At 65.5% G+C, this 562-nt stretch carries 1 protein-coding gene; it reads right to left on the bottom strand.

Going from position 1 to position 562, the window contains the following annotated elements; genetic code table 11:
* The coding region (locus tag VR44_RS32100; protein ID WP_045951149.1) for an IS21 family transposase at positions 1 to 562 on the bottom strand (562 nt) is incomplete at both ends.

Here is a 562-nt window from a genome sequence, read left to right as displayed (position 1 = left end):
GGCCGAACATCTGACGTTTCAGCATCTTGATCCGGTTGACATGACCATCGACGACTCCGGAGTTCCAGGGCAGTGAGAGGCCGGCGATGACGGCGTCCAGGTCGCGTTCGAGGTGGCGGGCGAACGACTGGAGGGCGGGAAGGTCGGCGGTGCTGGCGACTTCGATCCATTCAGGCATCCGGTGACCTTCCAGCTGGGTGAGCATGCGGGCGAACGAGCGCACGTGTGAGGCCAGGACATCGAGTTCGGGGCACGCGGCCAGGACAGTCTTGAGCTGGATTCGATCTGATTCCTGCAGAGCGTCGGGGTGGGTAAGGATCCACCGGGTGACGGTGCGGGCCGTCGGCGGCCGCGGGCCTATGGGCTGCGGCCTGCCCCGCAGCACGGAGCGGATGTAGTCGCGGACACTGGCGTAACCATGCGAGTAGCCCTGCTCCTTGAGCTCCTCCCACAGCTGCCAGGCGTTGGTGCAGCCGTCCTGCCAGCGGTCATGGAGATAGGGCTTGTAAGGGTCGAGGGCGGTCCGGCGGTTTTGCCTCTGTCCGGTGAACAGAGCCTCAGG

The organism is Streptomyces katrae, from assembly GCF_000966975.1.
Classification (GTDB): domain Bacteria; phylum Actinomycetota; class Actinomycetes; order Streptomycetales; family Streptomycetaceae; genus Streptomyces; species Streptomyces katrae.
Note: the sequence above shows the minus strand (reverse complement) of the source record. Positions and strands in the feature narration are given on the sequence as shown.